The organism is Agrobacterium pusense, from assembly GCF_013285525.1.
In the GTDB taxonomy this organism is placed as follows: Bacteria; Pseudomonadota; Alphaproteobacteria; order Rhizobiales; family Rhizobiaceae; genus Agrobacterium; species Agrobacterium pusense.
In genome coordinates, this window is record NZ_CP053857.1 from 883,167 (window position 1) to 908,429 (window position 25,263).

19 protein-coding genes are annotated in these 25,263 nt (G+C 57.6%); 15 read left to right on the top strand and 4 right to left on the bottom strand.

What is annotated here, in order from left to right; all coding sequences use genetic code 11:
• Positions 1-117: 117 nt before the first annotated feature.
• Positions 118-774, top strand: coding sequence for a nucleotidyltransferase family protein (locus HQN82_RS17685; protein ID WP_173615401.1), 657 nt, complete (start codon positions 118-120; stop codon positions 772-774).
• Positions 775-789: 15 nt separating this feature from the next.
• Here the strand turns inward: HQN82_RS17685 and HQN82_RS17690 are convergent, their stop codons facing one another.
• The gene (locus HQN82_RS17690) at positions 790-1,746 is read right to left on the bottom strand and encodes a LysR family transcriptional regulator (protein ID WP_173615402.1); all 957 of its coding nucleotides are present in this window, start codon (positions 1,744-1,746) and stop codon (positions 790-792) included.
• 158 nt (positions 1,747-1,904) lie between these two features.
• Between HQN82_RS17690 and HQN82_RS17695 the strand changes: the two genes are divergently transcribed.
• Positions 1,905-2,897, top strand: a complete 993-nt coding sequence (locus tag HQN82_RS17695; RefSeq protein ID WP_173615403.1) for an MBL fold metallo-hydrolase — start codon at positions 1,905-1,907, stop codon at positions 2,895-2,897.
• A gap of 30 nt (positions 2,898-2,927) precedes the next feature.
• Positions 2,928-4,010 (top strand): aldo/keto reductase, encoded by a 1,083-nt coding sequence (locus tag HQN82_RS17700; protein ID WP_173615404.1) that lies wholly within the window; start codon positions 2,928-2,930, stop codon positions 4,008-4,010.
• 148 nt (positions 4,011-4,158) lie between these two features.
• Here HQN82_RS17700 and HQN82_RS17705 read toward each other — a convergent pair whose 3' ends face one another.
• The gene (locus HQN82_RS17705) at positions 4,159-6,033 is read right to left on the bottom strand and encodes a methyl-accepting chemotaxis protein (protein ID WP_173615405.1); all 1,875 of its coding nucleotides are present in this window, start codon (positions 6,031-6,033) and stop codon (positions 4,159-4,161) included.
• Between the two features lie 326 nt (positions 6,034-6,359).
• Positions 6,360-9,071, bottom strand: a complete 2,712-nt coding sequence (locus tag HQN82_RS17710; protein WP_173615406.1) for an autotransporter family protein — start codon at positions 9,069-9,071, stop codon at positions 6,360-6,362.
• Between the two features lie 644 nt (positions 9,072-9,715).
• On the opposite strand from HQN82_RS17710, the gene aspT reads away from it, so the two are divergent.
• The 5 genes from aspT to HQN82_RS17735 all read left to right on the top strand — a co-directional run bounded on the left by aspT (position 9,716) and on the right by HQN82_RS17735 (position 17,100).
• Positions 9,716-11,401, top strand: a complete 1,686-nt coding sequence (gene aspT, locus HQN82_RS17715; RefSeq protein WP_173615407.1) for an aspartate-alanine antiporter — start codon at positions 9,716-9,718, stop codon at positions 11,399-11,401.
• An 18-nt stretch (positions 11,402-11,419) separates the two neighbouring features.
• Positions 11,420-13,009 (top strand): bifunctional aspartate transaminase/aspartate 4-decarboxylase, encoded by a 1,590-nt coding sequence (locus tag HQN82_RS17720; RefSeq protein WP_173615408.1) that lies wholly within the window; start codon positions 11,420-11,422, stop codon positions 13,007-13,009.
• A 307-nt stretch (positions 13,010-13,316) separates the two neighbouring features.
• Entirely contained in the window at positions 13,317-14,414 is a 1,098-nt protein-coding gene (gene dinB / locus HQN82_RS17725) for a DNA polymerase IV (protein ID WP_173615409.1), read from the top strand.
• A gap of 357 nt (positions 14,415-14,771) precedes the next feature.
• Positions 14,772-15,761, top strand: coding sequence for a phosphotransferase enzyme family protein (locus HQN82_RS17730; protein ID WP_022563141.1), 990 nt, complete (start codon positions 14,772-14,774; stop codon positions 15,759-15,761).
• Positions 15,762-15,771: 10 nt separating this feature from the next.
• Positions 15,772-17,100, top strand: coding sequence for an aspartate aminotransferase family protein (locus tag HQN82_RS17735; RefSeq protein ID WP_173615410.1), 1,329 nt, complete (start codon positions 15,772-15,774; stop codon positions 17,098-17,100).
• Between the two features lie 57 nt (positions 17,101-17,157).
• Here HQN82_RS17735 and fabG read toward each other — a convergent pair whose 3' ends face one another.
• Positions 17,158-17,931 carry a 3-oxoacyl-ACP reductase FabG gene (fabG, locus tag HQN82_RS17740; protein ID WP_173615411.1) on the bottom strand — a complete coding sequence of 258 codons (774 nt, stop codon included), beginning with the start codon at positions 17,929-17,931 and terminating at the stop codon, positions 17,158-17,160.
• Positions 17,932-18,236: 305 nt separating this feature from the next.
• Between fabG and HQN82_RS17745 the strand changes: the two genes are divergently transcribed.
• The 7 genes from HQN82_RS17745 (at position 18,237) to HQN82_RS17775 (ending at position 25,061) form a co-directional block, all read left to right on the top strand.
• Complete coding sequence (locus tag HQN82_RS17745) at positions 18,237-19,379, top strand: ABC transporter substrate-binding protein (protein ID WP_173615412.1); 1,143 nt, start codon at positions 18,237-18,239, stop codon at positions 19,377-19,379.
• Between the two features lie 29 nt (positions 19,380-19,408).
• Positions 19,409-20,539, top strand: a complete 1,131-nt coding sequence (locus HQN82_RS17750) for an ABC transporter ATP-binding protein (RefSeq protein WP_173615413.1) — start codon at positions 19,409-19,411, stop codon at positions 20,537-20,539.
• A gap of 1 nt (position 20,540) precedes the next feature.
• Entirely contained in the window at positions 20,541-21,437 is an 897-nt protein-coding gene (locus tag HQN82_RS17755; protein WP_173615414.1) for an ABC transporter permease, read from the top strand.
• A 3-nt stretch (positions 21,438-21,440) separates the two neighbouring features.
• Positions 21,441-22,247 (top strand): ABC transporter permease, encoded by an 807-nt coding sequence (locus tag HQN82_RS17760; protein WP_173615415.1) that lies wholly within the window; start codon positions 21,441-21,443, stop codon positions 22,245-22,247.
• A 10-nt stretch (positions 22,248-22,257) separates the two neighbouring features.
• On the top strand, positions 22,258-23,010 hold the full coding sequence (locus HQN82_RS17765) for a cysteine hydrolase family protein (RefSeq protein ID WP_173615416.1): 753 nt from the start codon (positions 22,258-22,260) through the stop codon (positions 23,008-23,010).
• 141 nt (positions 23,011-23,151) lie between these two features.
• Entirely contained in the window at positions 23,152-23,913 is a 762-nt protein-coding gene (locus HQN82_RS17770; protein ID WP_004445980.1) for a DeoR/GlpR family DNA-binding transcription regulator, read from the top strand.
• Between the two features lie 26 nt (positions 23,914-23,939).
• A complete protein-coding gene (locus tag HQN82_RS17775; protein WP_173615417.1) occupies positions 23,940-25,061 on the top strand; it encodes a DmpA family aminopeptidase in 1,122 nt (373 codons plus the stop codon).
• Positions 25,062-25,263: the final 202 nt, after the last annotated feature.

The following is a 25,263-nucleotide window of genomic DNA, read 5'->3' on the forward strand; positions in this document are numbered from 1 at the left end:
CGACTTCCCACTCCCCGCTGAATCCAGCCATTGATCACGTCCATAGGATATCGCAGGGTCCAGCAGCGCCTCGTGACAGAGGCTCATGGAAAGCCCACAAACCATGGGAGGAAAACTGTGTTTAACAGAGACGACAATGATCCGTCGCCCAAAGAACACCCCGTCGGGCCCCGTGTTTTCGTTATCCTGCTTGCCGCAGGACGTTCCAGTCGCATGGGAGAGACAGGTGCATCCAAGTTGCTTGCGGAATTTGACGGCGTTGCTCTCGTACGACGTTCTGCGCAGGTGGCGCTCGGGTCGTCTGCCGACAGTGTGGTCGTGGTAACGGGGCACCGCCGGCTTGAAATCGAAGCTGCGCTTGATGGCCTGGGAGTCGAGTGTCTCGAAAACCCGCTATACGGCCGCGGCATGGCGACGTCGATTGCGACGGGGGTCTCATACTGCCATGCTCGAGGAGCGGATGCAGTTCTGGTCCAGCTTGCCGACATGCCGCGCTTGGCAAGCGGCGATCTCGATCGGCTTATTGCGGCTTTTCGAACGACCGATGGTGAGGCGGTTGTACGTGCGACGGGAAACGGGAAGCCGGGGAATCCCGTAATACTTCCTAAATCGTTGTTCGAGGCCGTCACCCACCTCGAAGGAGATGTTGGGGCTCGTCGGATCATAGAAACATCCGGCCTACCCATCATTTATGTGGAGGTCGGAGAAGGTGCGTTGCTCGACCTAGACACGCCGGATGCGATACACGCCGCGGGCGGAACGCTGAAAGGTTAGTCCCAGCGCGATTGGTCAGCGTAGCAAGACCCGTCGCTCGTTCTTCATCAGTGCAATGTCAGGGACCCTTACGAAGCCCTCCCATTTATAGTTCTTCATATAGTCGAGGAACGCACGCATGGCCGCGCTCGGAAGGCGGCGGCTGGGATAATACAGGAACCAGTGCGGCAGGGTCGGGCTCCAGTGGGGGAGTAACTCCACCAGTCGACCATCCTGAAGGTAGGGCTTGGCGTAGTCATCAAAGACATGGGCGATACCTCTTCCCGCAAGTGCTGCCTGTAGTTCATTGTGCGCCGAACTGACCGTCAGGCGGCCCGTCGGAGTGACTTCAATCTCCTCGTCGCCCTCGGCAAATCGCCAGGTGACCAGCGTGCCGCCGGGAAAGCGGCGTTTGACACAGTCATGACTGACAAGTTCGTGCGGCGTCTGTGGTTGTCCGCACCTCTTGATGTAATCAGGAGAAGCAACGATTGCATAACGAAGTGCAGGACCAAGCGGCAGAGCGATCATATCCTGCGCCAGTTGCTTGCCGAACCTGACACCGGCATCGAAACCCTGTTCCACGATGTCTATGACGGCCGCGTCGCTGATAATTTCGATCTTCACCTCGCGGTATACCTCCATAAAATCGAAGACCAGTGGGCAGAGGAAGTGATCGACTGCAGGCGCAGGCGCGTTGATCCTGAGGGTCCCCGACGGGCTATCACGTAATTCATCGACCTCTGCGATGGCGAGCCTGATGTCGCTCAACGCAGGCGCAAGACGCTCGAGAAGACGCTGCCCTGCCTCGGTCGGAGACACGCTCCTCGTTGTTCGATTAAGAAGCCGGATGCCCAGAGCTTCCTCCAGACCATTCATCGTTTGGCTCAAGGCCGATGAAGAAACCCCCCGTTCAAATGCCGCGGCGCGGAAGCCGCCGCAGCGCACGATGGCGACGAACACGTCGAAGCTGTCTAGCCGAACAGGGTCCATTGCTAAGTTTTTCTAATCAAGTTGATAAAGTTAATGCAGGTTATCAGATCAATGACGCCATGTCATGGTTCCCTGAGTTAAGGCCTGCGCTCTGGTGCACCTCTGCCCCATTTGAGGGGCAAACCGAGGCAGTGCGCTCAATGAAAGAGGAAAGAAAGATGAACGCCTTCACTCTGAACAGACGTGCCATCATGCTGTCCGCGGTTGCAGGCGCGTCGAGCATGATCCTCCCAAGACTGGGCGGCCTGGGCAACGCCCATGCCCAGATGGCTTCAGCGGCAGCCGGCAATGCCGGTTATTATCGCTTTCGGGTGGGAGAGATCAGCGCAACCGTCTTGAGCGATGGGGTGATTGGTGGTCCGCCACGTATTTACGCCAGCGATGCCCCGGAGGCCGAGCTTCAGGATGTGCTGCGACAGGCATTTCTGCCGACCGACCACATGACACTCAATCTCAACACGCTGCTGATCGAAACCGGTGGCCGGCGGATTCTGATCGAAGCCGGCGCTGGCAAGACCATGGGTCCGAACGGTGGCCGCATCTTCGACAACCTCGCGGCAATCGGTCTCGATGCCGCTGACATTGATGTGATCGTCATCTCGCATACCCACCCCGACCATGTCGGCAACTTAAGAGCTGCAGACGGTGGCAAGGCCTTCCCTCGTGCCACAGTCTTTGTCCCGAGAGCGGACTGGGACTTCTTTGTCCGCACCGATCCAGACCTCTCCTACATGCCTGTCCCGGAGGATTTCCGGACACGATTTGCGGCAAACATCAAGAACAGCCTCGAACCCTTCAGGAACGATGTTGAACTATACGAGGCCGGCGCCGAGATTGCGCCAGGTCTGGCGACGATCGTCGCGTCTGGCCACACGCCCGGCATGGCGACCTTCCTCGTTCATTCCGGAAATGACCAGCTGCTGCTGACGGCAGACCTTGCCTACCACCCTGTCGTCAACGTCGACAGGCCTTGGATGCCAGGCCCCGACCGCGATAAGGAAACGGCCCTTTCCTCCCGTCGTCGCATATTTGACAGGACGGCCGCCGAACGTATGCCGGTTCTTGGCTTTCATTATCCTTTCCCCGGTCTTGGCCGGATCCTGAAGACCGATGGCGGCTATGCCTGGGTCCCCGCCAACTGGCAGTTTTGACGTCAACAACAATCGAGCAGGAAATCTCCCATGGATCAGTCAAAGATCAATCGTCGCGGCTTTCTCGGCACGGTGGGTGCGGCGGCAAGCGGACTTTTACTCGCCAGCAGCACCACCGCGCAGGCTCAAGGCACGAACGTGTCGTCGGCCGCAACTGCCTCGAACCCGGAGGTGCTGACCCGAACCTTGCCTCGCACCGGGGAACGGGTCACAGCCCTCGGTCTCGGCACCTTTCTGACATTTGATCTAAAGCCCGGGGATCGCCGCGATGCCCTGCGACAGGTCTTTGAGCGATACGTCGCCGCAGGCGGTCGCGTGGTCGACACATCGCCTCTCTACGGCTCGGCGGAGGTCAGCGTCGGTCAGTTCATGGGCGAATTTGAGGGATCGGATGAGATGTTCCTCGCCAACAAGGTCTGGTCGACAGGAGAATATCTCGGAGACGAAAGCCATGCCGTTGAAAGCTTCCGGCAGTCACGCATGCGGACATGGCGTGACACGATCAACCTGATGCAATGCCACAGCATCACCAATGCGCCGGTCGTTATCCCGCTGATGAAGGCATGGAAGAAGGAAGGTCTTATACGGCATGTCGGCGTGACCCATCACGAGTCGGCGGCACAGGACCAGCTGCTGGCGATTGTTCAACGCGACGATGTCGATTTCATTCAGACGAACTACTCGATCTTCAACCGCGACGCGGAGCGCCGTCTTCTTCCAGCCGCCGCCGACAAGGGGGTGGGCGTCCTGATCAATTTGCCGCTTGAAAAGGCTCGGTTGATGAGGGTCGTCGAGGGGCAACCGCTTCCCGGATTCGCAACCGAGTTTGGAGCGACCAGCTGGGCGCAGTTGGTTCTGAAATGGGTCATGGCGCACCCCGCCGTTACGAGCGTGCTCTGCGGTACGTCAAACCCTGACCATATGAGTGATAATGTCCAGGCGATGACAGGCCCACTTCCGGACGAGCGCATGCGTGCCCGGATGGTCGCGCATATGGAAACAATTTCCGGGTTCGGCTCCATCGGCACGATGCCATGGTACCCGGGCAAGGAGAATATGTATTCCGGCCTCATCCGCGAGGCGCAGGCCAATGCGGCGCAGCGCCTGCGGTAAAATACGCGGCCAGCTCGCTTTAGAGCATTTCGCCTCACCCTGTATTTTCGAGATAGTTTTTGGCATTCGGCGGGCCGGATGGTTTCGACCAGCCTGCCGATATATCGCTTGCGCTTGAGTCAGGATGCCCCAAAAGACCGTAAAAGAGTCACCTAACGGCTGCCACGACGGGCACAACGCGAGCTGCTGGCTCTGCCATGGCGCGGGCGGTTTGTCGAAGCGCGGCAGAGGTAACGGAGCCGGCCGCCTCCAGATGGAACTGCGAGACGAGCTCCCGCAGCTTTCTCGCCTCGGTCGCGAGAGCGGCGGATGCCGCCGTTGACTGCTCGACCATCGCCGCGTTCTGCTGCGTCGTCTGGTCCATCGTATTGACCGCCCCATTGACTTCGGAAAGACCGGTCGACTGTTCCCGGGCCGCCGTCGCGATGGCTTCCATATGCCGGTTGATGCCGGAGATGCGCTCACCGATTTCCTTGAGCGCCACACCAGTCTCGCGCACAAGCTTCACGCCGCTGTCGACCTCGGCGGTGGAGGTATTGATCAATGTCTTGATCTCCTTTGCCGCCGTCGCGGAACGTTGCGCCAGCTCGCGCACCTCCTGTGCAACGACCGCAAAACCCTTGCCGGCGTCGCCGGCCCGGGCAGCTTCCACGCCGGCATTGAGCGCAAGGAGATTCGTCTGGAAGGCGATCTCATCAATTACGCCGATGATATTGGAAATCTGCTGCGCGGAATTCTCGATCCGCTGCATGGCTTCCTCAGCCTGGCTGACCACTGCAGCCGAGCGGGAAGCGCTCTGATCGGCCTCCGTCGCCGCCCCGCGTGCCTCCTCTGTCCGTCTGCTGGCATTGGTCACATTGGCGGTGATCTCATCAAGGGCAGCAGCAGTTTCCTCCAGCGACGCAGCCTGCTGCTCCGTCCGACGCGAGAGGTCGCTGGCACCGGATGCGATCTCCCGCGTGCCGTTGTCGATGACCGTAATGCTTTCGGAAATCGCGCTCAGCGTCCTACCCAGTTGCTTCAGTGACGTGTTGAAGTCATGCCTGAGGGCTTCGAAATCCGGAGCGAAAGGCTCATCGAGCTGGAAGGAAAGGTCACCAGAGGACAGTCTTTTGAGACCATTGGCAAGACCGGATACCGCCACCTGCAGCCGTTCCGCGGCATCGGCCTCAGCCTGCTGCTGCGCCTCGAGCCTGTCAGCTTCGGCTTGCCCGCGTGCACGCTCGGCATCCTCCTCCAGCTGCCTGTTGACGATTGCCGCCTTGCGGAAGACCTCGACAGCCGCCGCCATCGTCCCGATCTCGTCTTTCCGTCCGGTGCCCGCGCAGGTGATGTTGGTATCACCCTCAGCCAGCCTTGTCATGTCGGTAGAGAGCGCGAGGATGGGTTTGCTCACGGTGCGGCGGAACAAGACAAAGAGCAAGATCGAAAACAATCCTGCCAGGCCGAGAAGAGCTTGCAGCACATCTTGCATGGCAGCGGCTGTCTGGGCGCTTTCGGCGGAGATAGATTCCGACACTTGCTCTATCTGGTCGCCCGTCTCCTCCATGGCGGTTTCCAAGGCTGAGAACTGCTTCATAAAATCGGGCAATGCCGCCAGGGCGACGATCGGATCCTTTTCTGCCGTCCCGACGATCTTGGTCGCACTGTCAATGTAGGCGAGCAAGGGTTTCTCGACCCCGGCCAGTACCGTCTGGGTGGCCGCATCCGTTGCAAGCGCTTTGTTGGCGGCAATCATTTTGAGAAATGACGCAACGTGTTCTGAAAGATCGGCCTTGACGCTGTCGAATGCGACGCCGGCCGCTGGATTGGAAGCAAGGAGAGACGCAAACACATCTGCGCGCAGGGCGTCATGCATCATGTCCGCCTGCATATGGTTGCGAAGGATCTGAGCCGATCGCGTTACGTTTTCAGAGTTGTGCGTCAGCGTCGATGCCGACCATATCCCCACCCCGGCGGTGCCCCCGGCTATTGCAAAAATTGCCACGCCCGCAAAGATGATCTTCTGCTGAATGGATGCCATGACAATGTTCCCGAGGTTCGGCCTTGGAAAATAATACGCTGTTATTCTTAATTATCTGTCACAACAACTATCTACGGTGTCTCGAGAAGTCTAAAGTCTCGGATGGAACAATAACGTTCGCGCTGTCCGATCCTTAATTGCAATCCAGTGGATGCCGCCTTCTGGTAAATTTCCAATCCAGAGGTAAGGCAGCAAAGCGTTCGGCGCGCAGAGATCGCTAAGCCGTTCGTTAAGATAGATGTCATGATGCACTCGAGATCTATATGATCGGGATCTTCATGGGCAATCTATCGGCCGCAGCCGAGTCATTAGAACTGGTCCATGAACTACCAGACGATACGTGCCCCTATCCGTCCCGAGAATGCACGGAAGTCTTCACCTCCCAGATTAAATTCGTATGACGCATTGGCGTAAACGGACGTGTTTTCTGATATTTTCGACGTAAAGCCGAGGCCGAGTTCCAGGCTTGTTTCTTCCCAGGATGGGCGAAGCGTCGTCTCATTGAACAGGATCGTGTCGGTTGCCTTGAACTGGTGCCAGACATTCGCCAGCAGGAAAGGGTTGAAGGGGCGCTCGTTAACCGTGTAGTCGCCCTCGAAGCGCATGCCGATCCGGCCCGTCCAAGAACTGTTATTGTCATAGGCGATACGGCCACCCGGATCGTTGGCGTCGTTGAAGTTTTGGTATTGCCAGTAAATTTGCGCTTGCGGTTCGATCACCCAGTTTTCCGAAATGCCGAGCTTCTTGCCGGCCTCCAGCGACGCTGTCCATTCCCGCCCGTGGAAATTGGCGCTGTAGCCCGCCACGGATTTCGTATCGATGTTCAACCAAGAGTGCATCAGGACGGCATCGACATAGGACTCGTCTTCCCAGGTATGCGTCCAGTAGGCACCCAGATTATAGGAATCGACATCGATATCACCGATTTCGATCACGCGATTGTAGATATTGCGCGCGCGCATGTCGCCCCATCCGCGCGCATAACCAGCCATAAGGCCAACTGTGTCCAGCTGCCCATCCTCGTGCTCGGCGCGGTAGACTGGGACGCCAAACTGCAGGCCCCACTGTTTTCCATTGTAGCGCTGATCGGGAAATGAACTGAGGTCCTGACGGTAATGGTCGCCGAAAAACCGGGTCCACACGATGTTCCCGTCTGCCTCGTCGCCGAACCAGGACTGTTCGCCATGGCGTTCATGGAAAGTGCCGAGCGCAACACGCAAGAGACCACGAACGACCGTTGGCGTCGCGCCCAAGATTGGCACTTCGGGCCGGATCAAAGTGATGCTGCCGTCGTCTCCGTCACCATCGCCACCATCACTGCCGCCGCCTGTGCCACCACTGCCGCCGCCTGTGCCACCGCCGCCGCCACCTGTGCCACCGCCGCCGCCTTCTTCACTGTTTTCGTCGCCGCCCCCGGGCAACAACCATTCCGGAAGATCCGGGTTGCTTGCGTCGATGCCCAGGAAATTGTTTCGCAGATACCAGTTATTATCGGTTCCGGCTGTCACGCCGCCTCGGACCAGCTGGTATTCGTAAATGCCGGCCGAAACGCGCCTGGCGAGATTGAAGGTATCTGCGCCGGTTGTTCCGCCATTTATCGCCTCGACGACGAGGATACCGTTTTGATTGGTTTCGGCACCTCCCCCACCGACATTGGTGACGACAAGGCCCGTGGCTCCGCTTGTCGTTCCGCTCGAAATCACCAGCTTGTCGGAGGGTGCATTATCGCTCGCCAGCACCGTATTGATCCAGAGCTGGCCGCCGAAGCCGCGATAGTTGCCGACGATGGAAAGACTGTCCGAGGTCGAATTCGAGCCACTTGTCAGATCGATGATACCGAAGTTCTGGACCTGTGCCAGGTTGCCGCTGACAGCCGGCGATATGTTCCAGGTCCCGCTGCCGGCCCTCAGATAGCTTGAGCCATCGATGACCAAGCCACCCGCCAGCGTTCCCGTGTCGCCCAATGTCAGATTGTTGTTCATCGTCAGTTCGGATCCGTTCGTCAGCTCGATCCTTTCCCAGTTGATCAAACGCCCGGGGTTGCTGCCCACAGTGTTGAACCAGATCAGGACATCGTTACCAAGGCTGCCGTCAATCTGGATGCCCCTGAGATTGGTATCCGTAAGCCCGGTAAAATATGCTGTGTCGTTATCGGCTCCCATGTCAATGCCACCGATCAGGCCGCCACTCCAGTACATGCTGTCAGTACCGGAACCTGCCACCAGTGATCCCGTCACCTCGCCGCCGTAGAGTAGGAAACGGTCATTGCCGTCATCCTGATTGACGGTTGCGCTCACACGGCCGCCACGCATGTCGAAAACATCGTCGCCGAAGCCTTGCGACACGCTGCCATTGATCTGACCTGGATCGTAATTGATGATGGTGTCGTCACCTGTTCCCAGCGCAATAGTGCTTTGGATCGTGCCGTAATTCTGGACGTAAGTCTGACTTGCGCCTGTCACAAAGATACCGCTGTTGAGGGATGCGCCCACATTATTGGTGACAGTGGTTCGCCCGTCGCCGTTCACGGTGATGCCATTGTTCAGCGTGCCGTCATTGGTGACGATATTGACACTGTTACCGGTGAAGCTGAAAGTGGAGTTGATGAAGGAGTTGGCGAAATTATGGACGGTGTAATTACCGCTGCCATTCACCACCAGTCCGCCATTGATGGTGCCACGATTGTCGAACATAAGGCTGTTTGCATCGGTAATGGCGACGCTTTGCAGATTGCCTGAGGAGTTTACCGCTAACGCGCCCATGGAATTGGCGATGAATGGCCCGTTGAGGTTGGTACCCTGCTCGATCTGAACATTCAGCGCGCCGAGCCCGGTCGTTGTGAAACCGGCGGGGTTCCCGTTGCAGACAACGGTATCGCCGGACGAAGGCAAGAGCGGCGAGCAATCGGCAAACGCCGTATCCGTGAAAGGCAAGGCCAGAGCCAGGGCGGTCAGCCAAAAGTATAGCTTCGATGCGAGATAGCGAATAGTTTTAAGCGATGCCAAGTTCCCAGTACCGCCTTCTCTGGTATCACGCATCAACGCCCCCGCGCACGATTTTCAAATGTCTCGAATCGCTTTCGTTCTTTTGTTCAGTTCTCGATGACACCAACTGACGTTCAAATACACAGGCCTCTGCATCGCTTGCCACCAGAGAGGAACCGAAGTTTCGAGCGAAGCGGGCGTAAAAATGTTCCGGAGGGCCCCAATCGACATCATTACTGCCTCTTGTGAAAAAAACGTCCTGCCGTCTAATTTTTGTATTTTCGAATGTAATTGATCGCCCATGAAACGCAACCATCAGGCGTGCCGACTTGTTCCGGGTTACTTTTGAGGGTCCTGATTGCTTCGTGCCGCATCTTAAAAAACGACTGCCGCTTTAAGAGGCTCACCCCATCTCAAGTCAGTTTCCCTGCTGGTCATCAGTCGACGATTTCGGTTGATCGGTTGCTGAAACGAACAAGCCATGGAACTTTTGGTTGCTAAAATACTTACTGATACGTTTTCCTGTGCCTTGATCGCTGCATTTGGTCGCGCAGACCGCTTAGCCGTCATGTTTTGGTAACCACGATCTTCCTGAAGGGGATTTTTGCAGGGCATTCCCTAGACAATTTGCTCGTCATGCGCGTAGCTCTAGCCCGGCCGGTTTATACGCTTGATTACACATCTTGAGAGGATGTCGAATGTCGTTCGTTGCCGAAATTTTCCGCCAATCCCCTGAAATCGCGCTCTTTTTATCCCTGGCTTTTGGCTATTGGATCGGAAAGATCCAGTTCGGCAGGTTTCAGCTCGGAGGCGTCGCGGGCTCCCTTCTTGTAGCAGTCGTGATAAGCCAGGTGGGAGTTCAAATCGACAATGGGATCAAATCCGTTCTCTTTGCCCTCTTCATCTACGCGGTGGGTTTTGAAAGCGGGCCGCAGTTTTTCCGCTCCCTGGGAAAACAATCTATACGAGAGATCGTCTTGGCTGCGGTTCTTGCGATCAGCGGTCTTGCCACCGTGGTCGTGCTCGCAAAATTGACAGGTCTTGATAAGGGCATCGCCGCGGGGATTGCGGCCGGAGGACTGACACAATCCGCCATTATCGGAACGGCGAGCTCCGCCATTGAAAAACTTGGACTTGCCGTCGATGAGACGCAGAGGCTCCAGGCGAACGTCGCGATCGGTTACGCGGTCACCTATATATTTGGTTCTTTTGGAGCGATCATCGTCTGCGTGAATATTCTTCCCTGGTTCATGAAACGGGGGATACGGGATGACGCCGTGAAGGCGGAAGCAGAGATGCTCAAGGGCGCTCGAGTATATGGCGTCGGTGAAGCACCTGCCCTTCCGGACCTCGTCGGACGGATATTCAGGGTCGAGGGTGCGGCTGGGAAAAGCATAGCCGAATTGGAAGCACTGTCGACAAAAGGGCCCATCACGATCGAACGCGTGAAACGCGGCAGCGCTCTGGTAGGCGTTGAACCCGAGCTTCGTCTGCAGAACGGTGATCTCTTGCTGATAGTCGGACGTCGTGCAGGCGTCGTCGGTCTTGAAAACCTGATCGGCAGGGAGGTGGCCGCGGCGGAAGGTCTGGAACTCGTGGTCACAACGCGCGACATCGTCGTAAAAGACAGGGACTTCGCCGACCAAACCGTCGCCCGGATATTGGAGCGAAGCAAAGACCTGCGCCATGGGATCTACGTGATCCAGGTAACTCGGGCCGGTGTGAAACTGGAATTGACCAACGATACTGTTATACGTGCCGGCGACATAGTGACCGTGCACGGAGTACAGGAGGATTTACAGCGCCTCTCGAACAAAGTTGGCAACGTCATAACTCCCAGTGACAAGACGGACTTCGTATACCACGGGTTTGGTGTGGCCATCGGCCTGCTGGTTGGTCTTCTCGTGTTGAGGATCGGTTCGGTCCCGCTAACGCTTGGCGCAGGCGGCGGAGCTTTGCTCGCCGGTCTCGTATTTGGCTGGTATCGCAGCCGTAATATGACGCTTGGCAACATGCCGACACCCGCATCAACTCTCCTGAGAGATCTCGGTTTGGCAGGGTTCGTGGCCGTGGTCGGCCTCCAGTCAGGCCAACAAGCGGTACACACCGTCGCCGAAAGTGGTCTTTCGATATTTGCAATAGGCGTCGTCGTCACGGTGCTCCCGCTGTTGATAACAATGCTCGTCGGTCGCTACCTCCTAAAGTACGACAACGTCGCGGTTTTCGCTGGTGCTCTGAGCGGATCGCGAAGCGCCAATCCCGCCTTCGGAGAAATCCTCGATAAAGCCGGAAACTCCATTCCCACGACCCCTTTTGCCATAACGTACGCACTCGCCAACGTTTTCCTGACGTTGCTGGGCCCACTCGTGGTGGCACTCGTTTAACAGACAGGAGAGAGAAGTATGAACGATTACAGTCAGTTCGCAAAACTCAGCCCCTTCGAACTCAAAGACGAGCTCATCAAACTGGCGTCCACGAAAAAAGAAAAACAAATGCTGAACGCGGGACGCGGCAACCCGAATTTTCTGGCAACCCTGCCCCGGCGAGGCTTTTTCAGGCTCGGCCTATTCGCTGTTGCGGAATCAGAGCTCTCATATTCCTACATGGAGCAGCACCTAGGTGGCTTACCGCGCATAGAAGGCATCGAAGCGCGATTCGAACGCTTCGTCTCAGACAATCGAGACCAGGAAGGCGTCGTGTTTCTTGGTCGCGCCATAAGTTACGTGCGTGACCAGCTCGGACTTTCCGCTTCCGATTTCCTCCACGAGATGGTGGAAGGCATATTGGGCTGCAACTATCCTGTTCCGCCGCGCATGCTGCGTGTCAGTGAACAGATCGTCCGTCAGTATTTGGCGAAAGAGATGATTGGCGGACAAATATCGCCCCAGGATATAGACGTTTTTGCCACTGAGGGCGGAACGGCAGCAATGACGTATGTTTTCGACACGCTGCAGAAAAACCGTCTGATCAAAAAATCGGACAAGGTTGCTATCGGTATGCCTGCGTTCACGCCGTATATCGAGATTCCACAACTGGACGCATACGGGCTTGAAGAGGTTTCGATCAGCGCGGACCCAGAGGCTGGCTGGCAATATCCGGACTCCGAACTCGAAAAACTTAAAGACCCCTCGATCAAGATCTTTTTCTGCATCAACCCAAGCAACCCTCCATCGGTAAAACTCGATCAACGGAGCCTGGAAAAGATTGCCGACATCGTCGACAATCATCGGCCAGACCTGATGATACTAACCGACGACGTCTACGGGACTTTCGCAGACGATTTCAAATCGCTGTTCTCCGTCTGCCCAAAAAACACGATCCTGGTCTACTCGTACTCGAAATACTTCGGAGCTACGGGTTGGCGGCTGGGAACCGTCGCATTAAGACGGGACAACGTGATCGATCAAGCGATCGGGAACTTGCCGGAGGAAGACAAAGCGTCGCTCGACAGGCGGTATTCATCGATTGTCACGGACGTTTCGGCATTGAGGTTTATCGATCGCTTGGTTGCTGACAGCCGTACCGTGGCGCTCAATCACACCGCAGGGCTCTCAACGCCTCAGCAGGTCCAAACGGTGCTGTTTTCGTTATTCGCGCTTATGGACGAAAACGACAACTACAAGAAAACACTGAAGCGACTTATCCGGCGTAGACAGGCGGCCCTTTACGCTGAGCTCGGCCTGGACACTCCCGACGACGAAAATTCGGTCGATTATTATACCTTGCTGGATCTTGAGAAGATTTCCCGCCGGCTTTTTGGCGACGAGTTCGCAGCATGGGTCAGACACGAATTTTCGCCGAACGAGTTGCTGTTCAGAATTGCCGATGAGACCGGAATCGTTCTGCTGCCTGGACGCGGCTTTGGCACCCAGCACCCCTCTGGTCGGGCGTCGCTTGCCAATCTCAACGAGTACGAGTACGCGGCAATTGGCCGATCGCTCCGTAAGATGGCTGACGAGTACTACGCGAAATACCAGCAAACGCATCGATAACGCGCTTCCTGCCATCGTCCAGATGGCGGGACGCCTCTGTCGCCGCCCACCGTGGCGATCAAGAGAATGTAAGAGTGCTCTCGCAGATCCTCATCGTGGCACACGATCCTCGCAGATTTGTCCGCGCCTCCTGGGATGCCGCCCTGACCGATTTCGGCAATGTAGGGGTTCTGAAACCCGGCGTAACCAGACGAGGTCGCTTCCGTTCCGGCAACACCATTATGACCCGAACTGCGAATGGTGACTTGGATGTCACGGCGCAAGCTGCTATGTTCTTGTTTCGTTTCTCCCGGCGAACTTGGTTGCAATGGACCTCACCACCGCCTCAGCCGTCAGGAAAATCATCCATGTCGACATGGATGCCTTCTACGCTTCGGTTGAGCAGCGCGACAATCCTGAACTGCGTGGCAAACCCCTCGCTGTTGGCGGAGCGGCTGCCCGTGGCGTCGTTGCAGCAGCAAGTTACGAGGCACGCGAGTTTGGGGTCCGCTCGGCCATGCCGTCGGTCACGGCGGCTCGAAAATGCCCGGATTTGATTTTCGTGAAACCACGATTTGAAGTCTACCGCGCTGTCTCACAGCAGATAAGGGAGATTTTTGCGGAATATACGCCGGTCATCGAACCTCTGTCGCTCGACGAGGCCTATCTCGACGTCACCGAAAATCTCAAGGATATGCCAATTGCCACTGAAATCGCTCTGGAAATCCGCGCCCGGATCAAGGCGGTGACCGGGCTGAACGCTTCGGCTGGCATCTCCTATAACAAGTTCCTGGCCAAAATGGCGTCCGATCTGAACAAGCCGAACGGTCAGGCGGTGATTACGCCGAAGAACGGTCCGGCCTTTGTCGAACAGCTCGCAGTCAAGAAATTCCATGGCGTCGGCCCGGCTACGGCGGAAAAGATGCACCGGCTTGGTATCGAGACCGGAGCGGATTTAAAAGCAAAATCCCTGCCGTTTCTGGTTGAGCATTTCGGAAAGTCAGGTCCGTACTTCTATGGCATTGCCCGTGGCATCGATGAGCGGCAGGTCAGGCCGGACCGGGTGCGTAAGTCGGTCGGCGCGGAAGATACATTTACCGCGGACATCGATGACCTCAAGCTCGCAACCAGGGAACTCCGGCCACTTGCCGAAAAGGTTTGGTCCTATTGCGAGGCCAAGGGTTTCAGCGGCAAGACGGTGACCGTGAAAATCAAATATTCCGACTTCACCCAGTCGACGCGGAGCAGGACAACTGCCATCCCCTATTCGAACGCCGAAGACATTCTAGACGCGGCCAATACCCTGCTGGCCGGTGTCTATCCATTCAAACGGCCGGTCCGGCTCCTTGGGGTAACGCTGTCGTCGCTCACCAATGACAAAGAGGCTGAAGACGAGGACCAATCGCAGCTCGGCCTGGGTTTTTGATCAGAAGAATGTGCTTCGGGGCCTGAGTTGATTTAGGCGACGGGCGCGTCAGCTGGGTCGGCTTGATCGCGTCGCTGCCTCCGCAGGCGAAGCGAGGAAAGAGCAGTATCCGAGGGTCCTCGAAGCGGCGACCCTGATCGATCGCCTCCGGAGCGCCGAGGCGGCCGCTGATGGCGACCGAACGCCGGGCGGTCGTCATCACGCCATGATGTTCATCAGCCTTCCGATGATGTCGCGAACGTCGCGACGAGCAGCCGCTTTAATCATCCAAAAACATCAATGGGCTTGGATTAAATGTTGCAATTCCAACATTAATATTGTTGGATTTGCCAACCATGATCAAAACGGGCGCGATAAATGTTGTATCACACAGATTTTCTTTCCAGGTTGGGACAAGGCCTCAAGGACCTCTCGCCAGTATGGGGCGTCTCGCCGGATGCAACCCTGACGCTCCTGACGATCTCCGAGAACGCGACCTTCCGTATCGCTGACGAGACCACTGGAAGCGATCTGATCGTGCGTGTGCATCGCCCTGACTACCATACTGAAGCGGAGATACTGTCCGAGCTCGCATGGATTGATGCGCTACGGCAAGATGGGGTGGTTGTTACGCCGCGGCCGGTCACGGCAAACGACGGCAGCCTCCTTCAAGTCTTCTCAGACGGCGAAACCATGCGCCACGCTGTCGCCTTCGAATATATGGCGGGCAAGGAGCCAGATGCTGAGTCCGACCTCGTCCACTGGTACAGGACACTCGGGGAAATCAATGCGAAACTGCACGCCCACAGCCGCAGATGGACGCGACCGGAGAACTTCGTCCGCAAGACATGGAGCTTCAACCGGATTCTGGGGGACGGTGCCTATTGGGGTGACTGGCGTGACGCCCTCGGACTGACGCTCGGCGGCAAGTCCGTGTTAGAAAGAACGCACAAGCTGCTCGAAGCCCAGACCTCCGCCTACGGCTATGGTGAGGACCGCTTCGGCCTCGTTCATTGCGACATGCGGGCCGCCAACCTTCTGGTCGATAATGGCAGGCTGGGAGTGATCGATTTCGATGATTGCGGTCTGTCCTGGTACGCCTACGATTTTGCAGCCTCGATCAGCTTCATGGAACATGAGCCTTTCATCCCCGACCTCAAAGCCGCCTGGCTCGAAGGCTATCGGCGCGTCACCGCTCTTGATGAGCAACATGAGGCGGCCCTGCCGATGTTCATCATGCTTCGCCGCATGCAGCTCACCGCGTGGATCGCTTCCCATGCTGAAACGCCGACGGCCCAATCCATGGGCACAGGCTATACCGATGGTACCGTGGCGCTCGCGGAGCGCTATCTGGCCGAACACCGTTGAGGAGAGCCCGATGAGCGTCGCCACCAAGGAAATTCTAGATCTCAACCGTTTTGATGCGAGCCGTGCCGAGGGCTTCCCGGCTGAACTTGCGCAGCGCGTCGCCAAGCGCCAGGCAACTTTTGGAGCGTCATCCGTGCTCTTTTACGAGCAGCCGATCGAGATGGTACGTGCACAGGGCGCCTACCTGTATGACGCCGGCGGACGCAGATATCTCGACGTCTACAACAATGTACCGTCTGTCGGCCACTGCCATCCACGGGTGGTCGAGGCCGTTGCGCGCCAGATTGGCGAACTCAACATCCACACGCGCTACCTCAGCCGCGTCGTCGAGTCCTACAGCGAAGAGCTTCTGTCAAAATTCCCGACGGCGCTCAGCAATGTGGTTCTGACCTGCACCGGCAGCGAAAGCAATGATCTTGCCATGCGCATCGCCCGCATCGGAACTGGCGCCGAAGGTTTCGTCGTCACCGAAGCAGCCTATCACGGAAATACTGCGCTGGTGACCGAGATTTCCCCCTCGTCCCTACGCAAGCGCAAGCCCGCACCCTTTGTAGCGGTCATTCCGGCGCCGGCGCCCCGTGACGGCATGAGCGTTGCTGCAAGCTTTGCCGCATCTGTGGAACAGGCGATTAACGAACTCAAATCGCGCGGCATCAAGTTCGCCGCCTTGATTGTTGATACAATCTTCTCAAGCGACGGTATCTACGCCGATCCTGCCGGCTTTCTCAGGGAGGCGACAGATGTGGTGCACCGTGCTGGCGGCCTGTTGATCGCCGATGAGGTCCAACCGGGTTTTGGCCGGACGGGAGGCAGTCTTTGGGGCTTCGAGCGCCACGGCGTCACACCCGATATCGTGACGATGGGAAAGCCAATGGGGAACGGTTTCCCGATGGGTGGTGTCGTCACGCGACCTGACTTACTCCAGAGATTTTGCGAGGAAACCGGATACTTCAATACTTTCGGCGGCAATCCCGTGGCGGCCGCCGCTGGCCATGCCGTACTCAGGGTGATCGAGGAGGAAAATCTGATCGAACGTTCGGCCGCTGTCGGTGGTCATTTCCAACAATCGCTCCAGGCTTTACAAACCCGACATCCAGTCATCGGCGGCGTGCGGGGGGCCGGCCTTTTTATCGGCCTCGACTTTGTCGACCCCGCCACGGGGGAACCGGACACGGCGTTCGCAACGACAGTGATCAATAAATTAAAACAAAACGGTATCCTGATCGGGGCAGCAGGCAAGTATGGCGCAACGCTGAAGATCCGCCCGCCACTGTGTTTTTCGAATGAGGATGCTGACCTCTTCTCCGCTACGCTGGACAGCATCCTGAACGCGCGTTGAGCCGCTTGAACACCTTTGGCATACCGGGCGACGATGTCGCCCGGACTTCTTCCGGTTTCAGCCCATCGCGTCGAGCGCTCCGAGCGATTCCGGAAGGGTTTGGCCGCCATCGACAACAATTGACTGGCCGGTGATATAGGCAGCCTCTTCAGATGCGAAGAACAGAGCGGCGTTCGCAATATCCGCCGGCGCGCCAAGACGACGCAACGGAACAGAGGCCGCCATCGCGGCGATATAGTCTGGGCCGTTGTCCTCAAGCCCCTCGGTCATGATATTGCCTGGCATGACCGCATTGATCGTGATGTTCTTCGGCGCCAGTTCGATCGCAGCCGTGCGCATGAAACCGAGCTGGCCCGCCTTGCTCGCCCCATAATGCGACCAGCCCGGATATCCAGTAATCGGGCCGGTGATCGATGAGGTTATGATGATACGGCCTGAGCCAGCCTTCGTCATTGCTGGCAAAACGGCGGAAACGCTGAGAAAGGTGCTTTTGAGATTCGTCGAAATCACCTGGTCGAAGTCGTTCACCGTCATTTCGCCCAGCCTGGCTGCCGGGAAGATGCCGGCATTTGCACAAAGAACTTCAACTCCGCCATAGCGGGTTACGGCCGCATCAACCATCGCCTTGCAGCCTTCCTCGGTGCTGACATCCGCCGCGAATCCCAAGCTATTGCCTCCGATTTCGGACGCCACCCTGTCGGCATCGACCTGGCTGCGCGAGACAACGAGGACGTTCAGGCCGGCCTCCCCGAAACGCAATGCTATGCCCTTGCCAATCCCCCGGCTTGCGCCGGTGACAATGACCGTTTTCCCTTGCAGTGACTTCAACATGTTCCACTCACTTTTTTGTTGTAATTTCCACAAATTCACGTGCCGCTACTGCTTTAATTTGAGGCGTCAGATTAAAACATCGGCACACGACCGGCGCTGCCTGCACAAAACAAATGCACAGTAATATTAGGCCTTTAGCATTCCATTTTTGCAGAAGTTACGTTCGCCTCCAGGTGCTACCGCTCCAATCACGCTACGCACCATGAAGCAGAAAATAGATGTTGTAAATCACACATTTTTACGACAAGGTTCCAACATAAGCGATCCACGAGCCACGAAAGCGGCCAAGAAAAAGGGGAACAATTATGATGAAAATCTCCAGACGCAACATGATGCAGATGATGGGTGCGGCCGCCGCTTTTACCGGCCCAATGGCAAGCGCGACCCGCGCTTTTGCGGGTCGCGAAAAAGAGCTCAATATCCTGTGCTGGGAAGGCTACAATTCCGCACAGGTCCTGGATCCGTTCCGATCCAGCCAGTCAGCAACCGTCAAGGCTGAAAGCCTGACCAACGACCCGACCATGATCAACCGCCTGCGCGCGGGCGAGACCAAAATCTGGGACCTGATCAACGTCAACAATCCCTGGGCCCGCAAGGTGATGGGCCCCGCCGGGCTGATCAAGCCGCTGCCCCGCGCCGAGTTCGAGCCCTATTTCGAGACCATGCTCCCCAACTTCAAGGCGCCTTATCGCTGGGCAATGAGCGACGACGGCAAGGACCTGCTCGGTATGGCGCAGCGCTTCGGGCCCTACAGCTTTGTTGTCAACACCGACAAGGTCAGCAAAGCAACGGCGGAGGAACAGGGCTGGGACCTGTTCAACGACGCCTCGATCGCCGGCAAGTACGGCATACAGGAATCCGACGACTGGAACGTCTTCAACATCTTCCTCATCGCCGGAATTGACCCCTTCAGGGAGCATACGGAGGAGGAGTTCAAGGCCTTTGCCGAAACCGCAGAAAAAGTTTTCAAGGGCGCCAAGATGGTCGGGGACATGGCGTCACTCAATCAGGCTCTCGTCTCGGGCGAGATCGACCTTTATATGACCGGTGGCACTTATTCCGTCTCTCCGGCGCGTGCCGACGGCTATACGAACTTGCGCGCCATTACGCCACTCAAGGGCCCGATGGATGGCAAGGGCGGTATTTCCTGGATCGAGATCACCTCGACGGTCAACAATCCCGAACTTTCGCCACTCGCCCTGGAATTTCTGAAATACGTCCAGGATCCGCACGTCGCCCACACCGTCGCCTTTGCTGAAGGCACATTCAACCCGGTCAGCCAGATGGGCAACCCGAAGTGCTACGAACTCTTCACCAAGGACGAGATGGAAGCCATCCAATGGGACAGCCTCGAGGAGGATATGGCGCGCTCGGCGCAATACGACATCGTGCCTGACTATGACAAGGCACTGGAACTGATGACCGCCGCCAGGCGCCTGCGCGGCTGAGCAAAGCCTGTCCCGACGGAGAACAGAACATGAGCCTTGCGATGATCTCGCCCACCCTATCCGACGTCTTGCCGAAAATCGAGGATCCGATCCATCCAACGCCGAAACCGGTGCTGCAACTTGTCGACGTTCGAAAGATTTTCGGCGATTTTGCCGCGGTAGATGGCATAAGTGTCGATATCAGAGAAGGCGAATTCGTCACCATTGTCGGGCCCTCCGGGTCCGGCAAGACCACACTTCTGCGCATGCTGGCCGGCATGGAATCACCATCAGGAGGCTATATCACGCTCCGCGGCGAAACGATCAATAACGTGCCGTCCGACAAGCGTCCGACATGTCTCGTCTTCCAGTCGCTTGCGCTTTTCCCGCACAAGAGCGTCGGCGAGAACATCGAGTTCCCGCTAAAAGTTCGCAAAATGCCGGCCGCCGAACGCAAAGCGCGCGCTCTCGAACTCATGCGCATGGTGCGCCTGCCGGAGAGCTACTACTCCAAAAACGTGATGCGTTGCTCGGGCGGCGAAAAACAGCGTGTGGCGCTTGCCCGCGCGTTTGCCTATGACCCCGACGTTCTGTTTTTTGACGAGCCGCTGTCAGCGCTGGACTACAAACTGAAGAAAGTTCTGGAAAAGGAGCTGAAGGACCTGCACCGCGAAAGCGGGAAGACCTTTGTCTACATTACCCATTCGCTCGAGGAAGCCATGGTCATGTCTGATCGTGTCGGGGTAATGAGCCATGGCCACCTCGTTCAGATTGGCACACCTGAGGAAATCTACACCAAGCCGGCAACGCGCTTCGTCGCGGAATTTTTTGGTGAGGTGAACAGTTTTGAAGTCAGGCGCGACCACCAAGGCGTTTGGACGCTCGCCGACGGCAGGCCGATCACTGTAGCCCCGGTAGCACAATCGATTGGCGAGACGGCAACTGTCATCGTTCGGCCCGAAACCATGCGCTTCGTCACCGGCTCCTCGAGCGCCGACAACCTGATCTCCGGCACGATCTACAACGAATATTCTCTCGGCTCGCGCATGCAGTATCAGATTCATTCCGGCGACCGAATCTATCTGGTCGAGGCCGCACGCGCCGCCGCGACCGGTATCACGTCGGGCGACACGGTCACTATCGGCTGGGACGCCCGCGACGCGATCGTGGTGGGAGACTGATATGGCAACCATGACCCATGCTGAAGCGGCCGTTGAACAAAGGCATTTTCCGTCTATCCCTGCAGGACTGCGCGCGGCCGCTCCTGTCACGATCCTGCTGCTGCTCGGCTTTCTGGCACCGCTTCTTACGGTAGCTGCCTATGCCTTCGCCACGCCCAAGAGCTTCGACGTGTTTCGCTCGTTTACCCTCGCCAACTTCACGGTGATCCTTGATCCTTCCAATACCGTTTGGATGTCGTTTGCCTGGTCGATCGCTTATGCCTTTGCGACAGTCATATTGCTTGCGATGATCGCCTATCCCATCGCCTATGGTCTCAATCGCATGTTCGGCAAATGGTCTGGCCTGGTTGGCGTGCTGTTCGTCTTTCCGCTGTTCGTCTCGGAAAACGTACGCCTCTACGGTTGGGTGCTGTTCTTTATCAAGAACGGGGTGCTCGATGGCGGCCTGAAGTGGCTCGGCTTCTCGGGCGGACCCGAGATACTTTACACACCCGGCGCCATCCTCTTCGGCATGACATATGTCTATCTGCCTTTCATGCTGTTCCCGATGTCGCTTGGCATTGCCATGATTCCCCGGGACCTTGTTGATGCGGCCCGCGACCTCGGGGCTAACAGGCTGATGATCTGGCGCGAGATCGAGTTGCCACTCGCCATGCCGGGTATCCTGATCGGCATGTTGCTCACCTTCGTGCTCGGCGCCGGCGCGATCGCCGAATCCAAGATTCTCGGGGGCCAATCGGTCATCACCATCGCGCAGGATATCGAGGTTGCTTTCACGTATGCGCAGAACTGGCCGCTTGGCTCGGCGCTCGCCCTCCTGCTCGTCGCCATCGTCAGCGGGCTTGCCCTCTACGTTTTATCCAAGCTCGATCTCGACCGCATTCTGGGAAAGAAGTGAGACATGGAAACCCGCTCGCAAATCCGCGCCCGAGCCTTCGTCAAGGTCTGGACATCCTTTGTCGTCCTTGTCGTTTACCTTCCTATCCTCTGCGGAGCGATGGCCGGCCTGTCCAGGGGACGCTATTTCGGCTTCCCGATTAACGCCTTTTCGACCGAATGGTGGGGCAAGACCCTTGCCTCGCTTGAGATTCAGGCTCTCGTGCAGAACTCCCTCCTGATCGCTTTCATCGTCACGCTTGTCTCCGTGATATTCGCCTTCTTCGGCGCGCTCGCCTTCGCCCGCTACGACTGGAAGGGACGCAAGCTTTTCCAGAAGGCGATCCTTCTGCCAGTCTTCTTTCCGCAGCCGGTGCTGGGGCTCGCTCTTCTCCTGTGGTTCAACGCGCTTGGTATCAATCCGAGCTGGCAGACGGCCGTTATTGCGCATCTCGTCTGGATCGTTCCGGTGGTGACGCTCGTCATTGCGATCCAGGTCTATTCCTTTGATCCAACACTGGAAGAGGCTGCGCGTGACCTCGGAGCGGGCCGCTGGTTCATTCTGCGCGAGGTGACCCTGCCTATTCTGTGGCCGGGTATCTGGTCCGGCGCGCTCTTCGCGTTCCTGCTTTCCTGGGGCAATTTTCCGTTGTCGCTTTATACAGCCGGTGTCGACTCTACGATCCCGAAATGGCTCTATTCGAAGATGGTCGCCGGGTATTCGCCAATGGTGCCGGCGCTCGGCACGATGAGCACTGTATCGGCTGCCATATTGTTGCTGGCTGGCGGTCTCGCCATCATGCTGGTCCGCCGTCGTCAGGCGGATACATGAGGACGCCTCGATGAACTGGAAAACCGACCGCCGTTCATTCTACTATCAAAGCGCTCCGGAACCCGACGATCCGACGCTTGAAAAGGGCAAGGTGGCGCTTCTCGTCATCGACATGCAGAACACGTATCTCGATCGCCCAGCTCCCGACACGCTGTCTGGTGATGATCTTGTCCGCTATCACGCCTGGACGCCGTTTCACGAGCGCATGCATGACACCGTCATCCCCAATACCCGGCGTCTCATGGAACGGTTTCGCGCACTCGGCCTCGACGTGTTTTTCGCGCGAATCGCTTGTCTGCGCACCGATGGCCGGGATCGTTCGCTCAGCCAGAAGAAGCCGGGATGGAACAATCTTTTGCTTCCGAAAGATGAGCAAGCTTCGCAGATACTTTCGCAGGTTGCCCCCCAGGACGGTGAGATCGTTGTCACCAAAACCACCGACAGCGCGCTGACGGGCACGAATCTCAGGCTTTTGCTGACCAATATGGGCATCACCCACGTTGTTTGCGCCGGGATTTTTACCGACCAGTGTGTATCTTCCACCGTCCGCAGCCTCGCTGACGAAAGCTTCGACGTCATCGTCGTCGATGACGCGTGTGCAGCAGGCTCCATGGAACTCCACGTCAGTGAACTGACCAGACTGCACATGATCTATGCCAACGTGATGACCACGGAAGAGTTGGTCGGCTATCTGCCGCAGCCAAAGCATGAAACAATCGGGGACGAAAGTCGCCCCGGGCTTGTTCGCCCAGAGTGTTCCTGACACAACTTGGTCGATGAAAGCACTCGAAGCCCTTTATGCCGACAAGAATTCCTCTGTCTCTTCTGCAGCTGAACACGGCGCACTGAGATGTTCCTCACGCGGCCGAGTTTTGCGCTGGAAAGCCATTGGGAGTGAGGCGCGATGAAAAAACCAAAAAGCGTGCGCCAGTCGCGCATCCTGACTGAACTTAACCAGGCACCGAGCCTGCGCGTTGCTGAACTTGCCCGGCGCCTAGACGTCTCGACAGAGACAATCCGGCGCGATCTGGACGAGATGACCGAACAGGGTCTGCTCAACCGCACCTATGGCGGCGCCGTGCGTTCGCTTTCCACCGAGCCTTCGGTGACCGAGCGCCATGCGCTCTTTGTCGGCGAGCGCGAAAGGATCGCCAAGGCGGCCGTCCAGATACTTAAGGGCGCTCAGGTGCTTATGATCGGCTCGGGCTCGACGACAGTGCACACCGCGCGGCGCGTAGCAGTCGAGATGAAGAACATCACTGTACTCACTCATTCCTTTGGTGTGGCGACCGTGCTTGCCATCAACCCGACAATCAAGGTGGTCATGCTCCCCGGCGACTACCACGCCACCGAGGGCGCGACGGTCGGTGCCTACGCCGTGTCATTCCTCAATTCCTTCTACGCCGATTTCGCCATTCTTGGCGCAAGCGGTCTGGGTCCAGACGGCCCTTCGGACGCCCTCTTGGAGTGTGGCGCGGTCTACAGCGCGATGGTTTCGCGCGCAGCGCGCACCGTCGTGGTCGCCGATCATTCCAAGCACGACCGCCTCTTCCCCGCGCGCTATGCCGCTTGGCGGGACATCACGCACGTCGTTACCGATAAGGCGCTGGGCGAAGATTTGACAGAAAGCCTGGACAACAACGACGTGAAACTGACCATTTGTTGAACGCTGCCTGAAAATCGGAGGGACCAATGATCAGCGAGACGACCTCAGCAGGCAAAAACCGCTCGCGTGACTTCGGTATTGCCTTCGACGGCACGCCCGGCCCGCTCAACGCCATCACCGACATCGCCGGTATCCATGTCGGCTTTTCGACGATCCGTGAAGAGACACCCCGCCCCGGTCGCAAGTTGCCGGTGCGTACCGGCGTGACGGCGATACTGCCGCACGCCGCAGCGGGCGAACCAGTACCGGTATTCGCTGGCATTCATCGTTTCAATGGCAATGGTGAGATGACGGGATCTCACTGGATCGAGGACGGCGGCTACTTTGTCGGGCCTGTCCTGATTACCAACACGCACAGCGTAGGTATCGCCCATCAAAGCGCCGTGCGATGGATGATTGACCGATTTGCATCGACCTACGAGGGAGACGACCACTTGTGGATCATGCCTGTGGTGGCAGAAACCTATGACGGCATGCTCAACGACATCAACGGCCAACACGTCGCGGTCGAGCACGTCCTGGAGGCGTTGAACGCTGCCAGAAGCGGTCCGGTCGCTGAGGGTAATGTCGGCGGCGGCACGGGCATGATTGCTTACGGTTTCAAGGGCGGCACCGGTACGGCGTCGCGCCTGATCGCCATTGACGACAAGGAGTTCACCGTCGCGGCGTTGGTGCAGGCCAATCACGGCCAGCGGGACTGGCTGACAATTGGCGGCCTCCCCGTTGGCAAACTGCTGCAACAAGAAAACCCGGGGCTGTCCGAACGAGGCTCGATCATCGTTGTGATTGCCACGGACCTGCCACTTGCGCCGCACCAGCTGCGGAAGTTGGCGCGGCGCGGCGCGATAGGCATCGGCCGCAATGGCACAGTCGGCGGCAATAGTTCCGGCGACATTTTTCTCGCTTTTTCGACGGCCAATCCACACCCGATGCGCCATAAGGCCGGACCGCTGTTGAGCATCGACATGGTCAATGACGATGTGCTTGATCCGGTCTATCAGGCCGTGGTGCAGAGCGTGGAAGAGGCGGTGATCAATGCGATGGTCGCCGCGGAAACAACAGGTGGCACACCGCACGATCGATACCGCATCGAGGCAATAGACGCCGACGCGGTTGCCAGACTTCTGGCTCAGCGAATCCCCCGCTGACCCCATCGGCGCCGCTTCCGTCCCGCCCGCGGGAAGCGCAGATGCAGCTTTGAACATGCGGCGACGGATGTTATCGCCTTAACACAGGCTAAGCCAAAACACGCCGGGAAAAACCAAAGCGGTGGAAGCAAACGCCGCGAGCGCTGCCGCATGAGAGATTACCGAAAGGATATCGCTCCCCGACTTTTGATTGCTCCGCAAT

Excerpts from the sequence above, each read along its gene's own strand:
- HQN82_RS17690 (WP_173615402.1), bottom strand. The coding sequence starts at position 1,746 with ATGGACCCTGTTCGGCTAGACAGCTTCGACGTGTTCGTCGCCATCGTG.
- HQN82_RS17695 (WP_173615403.1), top strand. The coding sequence starts at position 1,905 with ATGAACGCCTTCACTCTGAACAGACGTGCCATCATGCTGTCCGCGGTT.
- HQN82_RS17700 (WP_173615404.1), top strand. The coding sequence starts at position 2,928 with ATGGATCAGTCAAAGATCAATCGTCGCGGCTTTCTCGGCACGGTGGGT.
- HQN82_RS17705 (WP_173615405.1), bottom strand. The coding sequence starts at position 6,033 with ATGGCATCCATTCAGCAGAAGATCATCTTTGCGGGCGTGGCAATTTTT.
- HQN82_RS17710 (WP_173615406.1), bottom strand. The coding sequence starts at position 9,071 with ATGCGTGATACCAGAGAAGGCGGTACTGGGAACTTGGCATCGCTTAAA.
- aspT (WP_173615407.1), top strand. The coding sequence starts at position 9,716 with ATGTCGTTCGTTGCCGAAATTTTCCGCCAATCCCCTGAAATCGCGCTC.
- HQN82_RS17720 (WP_173615408.1), top strand. The coding sequence starts at position 11,420 with ATGAACGATTACAGTCAGTTCGCAAAACTCAGCCCCTTCGAACTCAAA.
- dinB (WP_173615409.1), top strand. The coding sequence starts at position 13,317 with ATGGACCTCACCACCGCCTCAGCCGTCAGGAAAATCATCCATGTCGAC.
- HQN82_RS17730 (WP_022563141.1), top strand. The coding sequence starts at position 14,772 with ATGTTGTATCACACAGATTTTCTTTCCAGGTTGGGACAAGGCCTCAAG.
- HQN82_RS17735 (WP_173615410.1), top strand. The coding sequence starts at position 15,772 with ATGAGCGTCGCCACCAAGGAAATTCTAGATCTCAACCGTTTTGATGCG.
- fabG (WP_173615411.1), bottom strand. The coding sequence starts at position 17,931 with ATGTTGAAGTCACTGCAAGGGAAAACGGTCATTGTCACCGGCGCAAGC.
- HQN82_RS17745 (WP_173615412.1), top strand. The coding sequence starts at position 18,237 with ATGATGAAAATCTCCAGACGCAACATGATGCAGATGATGGGTGCGGCC.
- HQN82_RS17750 (WP_173615413.1), top strand. The coding sequence starts at position 19,409 with ATGAGCCTTGCGATGATCTCGCCCACCCTATCCGACGTCTTGCCGAAA.
- HQN82_RS17755 (WP_173615414.1), top strand. The coding sequence starts at position 20,541 with ATGGCAACCATGACCCATGCTGAAGCGGCCGTTGAACAAAGGCATTTT.
- HQN82_RS17760 (WP_173615415.1), top strand. The coding sequence starts at position 21,441 with ATGGAAACCCGCTCGCAAATCCGCGCCCGAGCCTTCGTCAAGGTCTGG.
- HQN82_RS17765 (WP_173615416.1), top strand. The coding sequence starts at position 22,258 with ATGAACTGGAAAACCGACCGCCGTTCATTCTACTATCAAAGCGCTCCG.
- HQN82_RS17770 (WP_004445980.1), top strand. The coding sequence starts at position 23,152 with ATGAAAAAACCAAAAAGCGTGCGCCAGTCGCGCATCCTGACTGAACTT.
- HQN82_RS17775 (WP_173615417.1), top strand. The coding sequence starts at position 23,940 with ATGATCAGCGAGACGACCTCAGCAGGCAAAAACCGCTCGCGTGACTTC.